Source organism: Aeromonas sp. QDB30, from assembly GCF_027707645.1.
Classification (GTDB): Bacteria; Pseudomonadota; Gammaproteobacteria; order Enterobacterales; family Aeromonadaceae; genus Aeromonas; species Aeromonas caviae.
The window spans coordinates 33,961-42,115 of sequence record NZ_JAPCIY010000034.1 but is presented as its reverse complement, the minus strand read 5'-3'; the positions used below and the strand labels follow the sequence as shown (position 1 = coordinate 42,115).

At 64.5% G+C, this 8,155-nt stretch carries 5 protein-coding genes and 1 pseudogene; 1 reads left to right on the top strand and 5 read right to left on the bottom strand.

What is annotated here, in order from left to right:
* Positions 1–77: 77 nt before the first annotated feature.
* Positions 78–1,106: pseudogene (locus tag PG896_RS11995) on the top strand (methyl-accepting chemotaxis protein); the annotation flags it as partial.
* Positions 1,107–1,163: 57 nt separating this feature from the next.
* On the opposite strand, the gene mgtE reads toward PG896_RS11995, so the two are convergent.
* From mgtE to nirB, 5 genes are all read right to left on the bottom strand, one after another.
* A complete protein-coding gene (gene mgtE, locus PG896_RS11990) occupies positions 1,164–2,588 on the bottom strand; it encodes a magnesium transporter (protein WP_010676044.1) in 1,425 nt (474 codons plus the stop codon).
* A gap of 132 nt (positions 2,589–2,720) precedes the next feature.
* Positions 2,721–4,127, bottom strand: coding sequence for a siroheme synthase CysG (cysG, locus tag PG896_RS11985; protein WP_270835748.1), 1,407 nt, complete (start codon positions 4,125–4,127; stop codon positions 2,721–2,723).
* Positions 4,128–4,139: 12 nt separating this feature from the next.
* A complete protein-coding gene (nirC, locus tag PG896_RS11980) occupies positions 4,140–4,952 on the bottom strand; it encodes a nitrite transporter NirC (RefSeq protein ID WP_043153457.1) in 813 nt (270 codons plus the stop codon).
* A 136-nt stretch (positions 4,953–5,088) separates the two neighbouring features.
* Positions 5,089–5,406 (bottom strand): nitrite reductase small subunit NirD, encoded by a 318-nt coding sequence (gene nirD, locus PG896_RS11975; protein ID WP_043153488.1) that lies wholly within the window; start codon positions 5,404–5,406, stop codon positions 5,089–5,091.
* Positions 5,406–7,952: a nitrite reductase large subunit NirB gene (nirB, locus tag PG896_RS11970; protein ID WP_270835747.1), complete on the bottom strand. Its 2,547-nt coding sequence runs from the start codon at positions 7,950–7,952 to the stop codon at positions 5,406–5,408. The genes nirD and nirB overlap by 1 nt, the downstream gene beginning before the upstream one ends.
* Positions 7,953–8,155 lie beyond the last annotated feature (203 nt).

Sequence of the window (8,155 nt, the reverse complement as noted above, 5' to 3'; positions counted from 1 at the left end):
AGGCAGAGAAAATCCAAGCAAAACAACACGTTAGACGGTATTATTAATTCGCTTGCCGCTTAAGGTTCTGTACATGAGTGCTGATTGGCATCATGAGCATGCTGCTGGGGCGCAGCATCGACCGCCCCATCTCGCGGGTGAACGACACCGTCAACCGCATCCGGCAGGACAACGACCTGCGCCTCAAGATAGAGCTGCAGGGGGCGGACGAGATGGCCCAGCTGGCAGGCAATCTGGACGTGATGCTGGGGGGCTTTCGCCACCTCATCGGCGACGTTAAGCAGAGCGTGCACACCCTGACCGAGGCGGCGGATCACCTCTCCGGCAACGTCCGCCGCACCAGCGAGGGGGCCGCTCGCCAGTTGCAGGAGACCGACATGGTGGCGACCGCCTCCACCGAGATGGGCTCCACCATAGAGGAGATCGCCCGCAACACCGAGCAGGCCGCCAACAATGCCCAGACCACCAACAACAAGGCGATGGAGGGACGCAGTGCTGTGGAGAACACCGTCAGCCAGATCCGCTCCCTGGCCGACAACCTGGAGAACTCCTCCCGCGAAGTGGCCCAGCTGCAGCAGGAGAGCGAAACCATCGGCTCTGTGCTGGACGTGATCCGCGGCATCGCCGAGCAGACCAACCTGCTGGCGCTCAACGCGGCCATCGAGGCGGCGCGGGCGGGGGATCAGGGGCGCGGTTTTGCGGTGGTGGCGGACGAGGTGCGCAGCCTCGCCATCCGCACCCAGAAGTCGACCCAGGAGATCGCCGGCATCATCAGTTCGCTGCAGAAGCAGACCGGCAACATAGTGGGCATGATGGCAACCTGCCGCGAGCAGGGCAACAGCAGCTCGGAGCAAGCCAGCATGGCGGGTGAACTGCTGGAGCAGATCACCCAGGACGTCACCCATATCATGGACATGAGCACCCAGATTGCGGCAGCGATCGAGCAGCAGAGCCTGGTGGCCAACGAGGTGAACCGCAACGTCAACAACATCCGCGACATCGCCCAGGAGTCGAGCCTGATGGCGGAGGAGAACGCCAAGTCGAGCCACGGCCTGACCGAGCAGGCCAAGCTGCTCAACCAGGCGGTGGCCAAATACCGGGTGTAGCGGCCGCGCCGAATGAAAAAGGGAGCCATCAAGGCTCCCTTTTTACTGCCAAGCGGATTAAAGCAGGAACAGGGTCGCCAGCCCCAGGAAGATGAAGAAGCCGCCGGTGTCGGTGATGGCGGTGATCATCACGCTGGCCCCTACCGCCGGGTCGCGCCCCAGCCGGCTCATGGTCATGGGGATGATGACCCCCATCAGGGCCGCCACCAGCAGGTTGAGGATCATGGCGAGCGTCATCACGCCTCCCAGCGCCGCATCCTGATAGAGCAGGAAGGTGGCGATGCCCATGATGCCGCCCCACACCAGGCCGTTGATCAGGGCCACCCCCAGCTCGCGCCACAGCAGGAAGGAGACGTTGCCGGTCTGGATATGCTGCAGCGCCAGCGCCCGCACTATCATGGTGATGGTCTGGTTGCCGGTGTTGCCGCCGATCCCCGCGACGATGGGCATCAGCGCCGCCAGCGCCACCAGCTGGGAGATGGTGTGCTCGAACAGGCCGATCACCCGCGATGCCACGAAGGCGGTGCAGAGATTGATGGCGAGCCAGGCCCAGCGGGTCTTGACCGCCTTGGAGACGGGGGCGAACACATCTTCTTCCTCGCTGATCCCCCCCATGCGGCGCAGGTCGGTGTCGCTCTCCTCATAGACCAGGTCCACCACCTCGGCGACGGTGAGCCGTCCCATCAGCTTGCCCCTGGCATCCACCACGGCGGCGGAGACCAGGTCGTCCCGCTCGAAGGTGCGGGCGGCGGCCTCGTCGTTGTCTTCCGGATCGAAGGTGACCGGATCCTTCTCCATCGCGTCGCTCACCAGGGTTTCGGGCTTGTGCAGCAGCACGGCGGTGAGGGGCAGCTCCCCCTGCAGCCGGTTGCGCCGATCGGTGACGAACAGCTTGTCGGTGTTCTCGGGGATCTGGCCGCGTAGGCGCAGATAGCGCTGGACGGTGGCCAGGGTCACGTCGGGCCGCACCGTGATGAGCTCGAAGTCCATCATGGCGCCGACCGTGTGCTTGCCGTAGCGGATCACCTCCCGCACCTTGTCCCTGTCCACCGGCGCCATGGAGGTGAGCAGCCGCCCCATCAGGTTGCGGGGCAGGTGCTGGCCCAGGTAGATCTGGTCGTCGATGTCGAGGGTGCTCAGGGCGTGCAGCAGCTCCTTGTCGCTCATGCCGCTGATGAGGCTGTCCCACACCGTCTCCGACGCTTCCACCAGGATCTGGCCGTGCTTGTCTGCATCCACCTGCTGCCACAACACGTGGCGCTCGTCCGGCGGCAGGGACTCCAGCGCATCGGCGATATCGGCGGCGGGCAGGCTGTTGACCAGCCGGGTCAGCTCGCTGGTCTGGTCCCGAAGCGCTGCGTCCTGCTCCCCTTGCGGGTCGAGCAGGCTCTCGGTGAGGGCGTCATCGGCCAGCAGCAGCGTGAGGATGCGGGCTCTGTCGTGTTCACGCTGTTTGGCGCTGTTCTTGGGGGGGAGGGACATGAAGCAGAATTCCTGAATTCGGTGATCCGGCGGACAGTCCTCATAGGATACCAGACTCAAAACAAGAGGTTATGACAGTAAATGCAGAAAAAGAAACGCCACCCGAGGGTGGCGTTGGAATGGATGCAGCGATCAGGCCGAGGCCAGGGCCGCGTCTGCGGCGCCTCCTTGCCCGAACCAGGCAAGCTGGTCTGCCAGCGTCACCACCGAGCCCACCATGATGAGGGCCGGACTCTCGACCCCCACCGCCAGCGCGGGCAGCTCATCGAGGGTGCCGCGAATGACCCGCTGGCAGGGCTGGGTGCCGCGCTCGATCAGCGCCACCGGGGTATCGACCCCCTTGCCGTGGGCCAGCAACTGCTCGCGGATGGTGGCACAGGAGGAGAGCCCCATATAGAACACCAGTGTCTGCTTGTCCTTGGCCAGCAGCGGCCAGTCGAGATCCCGGGCGCCCCCCTTGCCGTGGGCGGTGACGAAGCGAACGCTCTGGGCGTGATCGCGGTGGGTGAGCGGAATACCGGCGTAGGCGGCGCAGCCGCTGGCCGCAGTGATCCCCGGCACCACCTGAAAGCCGATGCCTGTGCCGACCAGCGTCTCCAGCTCCTCGCCGCCACGGCCGAAGATGAAGGGGTCGCCCCCCTTCAGCCGCACCACCCGCTGGCCCTTCTTCGCCTCCTCCAGCAAGAGCTGGTTGATCCCCTCCTGCGGTACGCAGTGGTTGCCCGCCTGCTTGCCGACGAAGATGCGCTTGGCGTCGCGGCGCACCAGTGCCATCACCTCGTCCGAGACCAGCCGGTCATAGACCACCACGTCCGCCTGCTGCATCTGGCGCAGGGCGTGCAGGGTGAGCAGACCCGGATCGCCGGGGCCTGCTCCCACCAGCACCACTTCGCCAGCGGTCTGGCTTTCGTCGGCAAACAGATTGTCGGCCAGCTGGTGGGCAGAGGCGCTATCCCCCCGCGCCAGCGCCTGACCTAGTCGGTCCGCCCCGAGCAGCCGTTCCCAGAAGCGGCGCCGCTCTCCCATGGTGGCGAAGCGCGCCTTGACCCGCTCCCGCAGGCTGCCGGCGAAGGCCGCGACGGCACCCAGATGCTGCGGCAGCAGGGCTTCGAGTTTTTCCCGCAGCAAGCGGGCCAGCACCGGGGCCTTGCCGCCGGAGGAGATGGCCACCATCAGCGGCGAGCGGTCGATGATCGACGGCATGATGAAGCTGGAGCGTTTCGGGTCATCCACCACGTTGGCAAAGATCCGCGCCTGATTGGCGCTCTGGTAGACCAGGGCATTCACCTCGCGCCGATCGGTGGCGGCCACCACCAGCCACTTGCCCGCCAGTTGCTGCGGCGCGAATTCACCGGCCAGCCACTCGATGCTCCCGTTGGCAGCCAGCTCCGCCAGCTCTGGGTCGAGATCGGGCGCGACCACGGTGAGCTGGGCACCGGCATCCAGCAGCAGGCGCGCCTTGCGCTCCGCCACCTCGCCGCCGCCGACCAGCAGCACGGGTTTGTTGTCGAGTCGGCAAAAGATGGGCAAGTAGTCCATGGGGCCTCCTGATCAGGCGGTTCGGGTCTGGCTGGCGGTGCTGGTGGTCTCGCTCACCGCGACCGGGCGCTCAGCCTTGGGAGTGGCATACCAGTAGCCGAGGCCCATGAAGAGGGCACCGGAGACGGTGTTGCCCAGGGTCACCCACAGCAGGTTGTGGCCGATGCCGCCCAGGGTGTAGGCCTCGGAATGGGCACCGAACCAGGAGAGGGCGAACAGGGTCATGTTGGCGATGGAGTGCTCGTAGCCGGAGGCGATAAAGGCCAGCAGACACCACCAGATGGCGATGAACTTGGCGGCCCCTTCGGTGCGCAGCGCCATCCAGATGGCGAGGCAGACCAGCCAGTTGCACAGCACGCCCTTCATGAACAGGGTCAAGGCAGGTGCCTGGGTCTTGGCCAGCGCCACCTTGTGGGCCAGACTGCCCGCATCCGGTAGCAGGCTGCCGCCGTAGGAGTAGATGAGCGCCACCACAATGGAGCCAATCAGGTTGCCGGCCCAGGTCTGCGGCAGGATACGCAGCAGGTCGGCCATGGTGATCTTGCCCGTCTTCACCCCGAAGGTGAGGAACATGGTGTGGCCGGTGAACAGCTCGGAGCCGGCGATGACAACTAAGGTCAGGGCGATGCCGAAGGTGGCCCCCATCACCAGCGGACGGATGGCGGGATCCACCAGGTTGCCCAGGGTGAAGATGAGGATGATGCCAAGGCCAACATAGGCCCCCGCCATGGCCGAGCTGAGCCAGAAGCCGAGCTTGTCGCTGCGCTCGAAGCGATTGATGCGGGCCGCGTTGGCGGCGCACTTGTTGATGGTTTCGGTATACATCTTTGTTTCCTTCAAGAGGGCCGCCCGCGGGCAGCCCTGACTGTTTTTTAACCCCCTCCCTGCCTCCCCCTTGTCAAGGGGGAGGGGCTTTTTGCTCCCTCCCCTGTGAAGGGGAGGGCCGGGGTGGGATCTGGTGTTAGACGGCGACCCAGACCTGCTGGTCGCGCACTTCAACGGGGTAGCTCTGCACCGACATGACGGGGTTGTCGAAACAGTGGCCGTCGCTCAGGCGAAAGCGCTGCTTCTTGAGCGGGCTGGCGACCCAGAGCTCGCCGTCGTGCTCGCAGATCAGGCCCCGCGACAGCACGTTGGCGGCGAAGAAGGGGTCCCGGTTGTCGATGGCGAACACCTCGGCCGCCGCGCTCGGGCGGAACAGGGCGATCTGGCGACCTTCGATCAGGGCGCAAACCCCGGTGCCTGGGAAAATGTCATTGAGTTGGCAGGCTAATTTCATCATTTGGTCTCCACCTCGATCTGGTAGACGGGGATGCGCTCGGCCGGGGTCGCCGGTCGGTGCTGGTCGCGTTCGCTGACGAACTGAACGTCCGGGTCGCGCTTGTCGCTGTTGATGAAGTGGCTGAAGCGCTTGAGTGCTTCCTCTTCGTTGAGGGTGCGCGACCATTCGCACTCGTAGCTGTCGATGAGGGTCTGGATATCGCGCTCCAGCGTCTCGGCCAGCCCCAGCTTGTCGTCGACGATCACCTCGCGCAGGTAGTCGACGCCCCCTTCCAGATTGCCGAGCCAGACCGAGGTGCGCTGCAGTTTGTCGGCGCTGGTGACGTAGAACATCATAAAGCGGTCGATCAGCTTGATGAGGGTCTCGCGGTCGAGGTCAGACGCCAGCAGGTCGGCGTGGCGCGGCTTCATGCCGCCGTTGCCGCCCACATAGAGGTTCCAGCCCGCGTCGGTGGCGATGATGCCGACATCCTTGCCCTGGGCTTCCGCACATTCGCGGGTACAGCCGGAGACACCGAACTTCATCTTGTGGGGGGTGCGAATGCCCTTGTAGCGGTTTTCGAGGAAGACCCCGAGGCCGACGCTGTCCTGCACGCCGAAGCGGCACCAGGTGCTGCCGACGCAGGTCTTGGCCATGCGCAGCGCCTTGGCGTAGGCCTGACCGGTCTCGAAGCCCGCCGCCAGCAGCTTGCGCCAGATGGCGGGCAGATCATCCTTCTGGGCCCCGAACAGGCCGATGCGCTGGGCGCCGGTGATCTTGGTGTAGAGCTTGTAGTCGCGAGCCACTTCGGCCACCGCCAGCAGCCCTTCCGGGGTCACCTCGCCACCGGCCATGCGCGGGATGACGGAGTAGGTACCGTCCTTTTGCATGTTGCCGAGGAAGATATCGTTGGTGTCCTGCAACGGGATGTTGCGCGGGCTCAGCACGTACTCGTTCCAGCAGGAGGCGAGGATGGAGCCGACGGTCGGTTTGCACACCTCGCAGCCATGACCCTGGCCATGCTTGGCCAGCAGCTCGTCGAAGCTCTTGATCCCCTCCACCTTGACCAGGTGGAACAGCTCCTGACGGGAGTGGGGGAAATGGGCGCAGAGGTGGTTGTTGACCTCGATGCCCTGCTTCACCAGCTCGGCGTTGAGCACCTGACTGATGAGCGGCACGCAGCCGCCGCAGCCGGTACCGGCCTTGGTGTGCTGCTTGATGGCGGCCAGGGTGGTGTGGCCCTCGGCCACCGCCTGGGCGATGTCGCCCTTGGAGACGTCGAAGCAGGAGCAGATCTGGGCACTCTCCGGCAGGGCATCCACCCCCAGGGTCGGCTTGGCACCGGCGTAGGCAGGCAGGATCAGGGTGTCCGGGTGGCTCGGTAGCGGCAGGGCATTGAGCATCATCTGCAGCAGGTTGCCGTAATCTTCCACGTCACCCACCAGCACGGCGCCGAGCAATCGGCTGTTGTCCTCGCTCACCACGATCTTCTTGTAGACGCCAGCCTGGTCGTCCTGAAACACATAGCTGTGGCTGCCCGGGGTGCGACCATGGGCATCACCGATGGAGCCGACGGAGACGCCGAGCAGCTTGAGTTTGGCGCTCATGTCTGCCCCTTCGAAACGGCTGTCGCCGCCCTGCAGATGGTCGACGGTGATCTGGGCCATCTTGTAGCCCGGCGCCACCAGCCCGAAGAAGCGGCCCTGCCAGGCGGCGCACTCGCCGATGGCATAGATGTCGGGGTCGGAGGTGAGGCAGTGATCATCGATGACGATGCCGCCGCGCTCGGCGATGGCGAGATCACCGTAACGGCCGAGGGTATCTTGCGGGCGAATGCCGGTGGAGAAGACCACCACGTCCACTTCCAGCTGGCTACCGTCGGCGAAGGCGAGGCGGTGTTTCGCCTGCTCGCCGCCATGCATCAGGATCTCGCTGGTGCTCTTGCTGGTGTGTACCTGAACGCCCATGGATTCAATCTTGCGGCGCAGCAGCTGGCCGCCCTGACCGTCGAGCTGCTCGGCCATCAGCACAGGAGCAAACTCTACCACGTGGGTCTCGAGACCCAGCGCCTTGAGGGCACCTGCCGCTTCAAGGCCAAGCAGACCGCCCCCGATCACTACCCCGCTCTTGCCGCTCTTGGCGGCGCTGCGGATGGCTTTCAGATCCTCGATGGTGCGATAGACGAAGCACTCGTGGTGCTGACTGCCCGCAATGGGCGGCACCCAGGGGTAGGAGCCGGTGGCCAGCACCAGCTTGTCGTACCCGACCACAGTGCCCTTGTTGGAGTGCACTTCGCGGTTGGCCCTGTCGATTTTTTTCACCGCTTCGCCGAGCAGCAGGCGGATGCCGTGCTTGTCGTAGAAGCCGGGTTTGACGAGGGAGAGATCTTCGCTGGTGTGATGGGAAAAATAGGAGGAGAGATGGACGCGATCGTAGGCGGGGCGGGGTTCTGCACCGAAGACGGTGATCTCGTAGCGGCCCGGATCGGCCCGCTCGATCAGCTCTTCAATGAAGCGGTGCCCCACCATGCCGTTGCCCACAACGACCAGTCTGACTTTGCTCATAGTTGCCTCAAGTTTGGAGTAATAAAACATCATTCTGGGGCTAGGCTACCCAGTCGGCAGGGGTGGGCGATTGATGCAAATCAAGTGTCTATTTATATATCTCCTCAGGGGTAATTCGAGAAAATTCAACACTATACAAAAATAGGTATACCAGTTAATTATTTCTGGGCTGGCTCGGGGTGAGGGATGGTGGAGGGAAAGCC

Coding starts and splice junctions, on each gene's coding strand:
- nirC (WP_043153457.1), bottom strand. CDS start 4,952: ATGTATACCGAAACCATCAACAAGTGCGCCGCCAACGCGGCCCGCATC.
- nirD (WP_043153488.1), bottom strand. CDS start 5,406: ATGAAATTAGCCTGCCAACTCAATGACATTTTCCCAGGCACCGGGGTT.
- mgtE (WP_010676044.1), bottom strand. CDS start 2,588: ATGTCCCTCCCCCCCAAGAACAGCGCCAAACAGCGTGAACACGACAGA.
- nirB (WP_270835747.1), bottom strand. CDS start 7,952: ATGAGCAAAGTCAGACTGGTCGTTGTGGGCAACGGCATGGTGGGGCAC.
- cysG (WP_270835748.1), bottom strand. CDS start 4,127: ATGGACTACTTGCCCATCTTTTGCCGACTCGACAACAAACCCGTGCTG.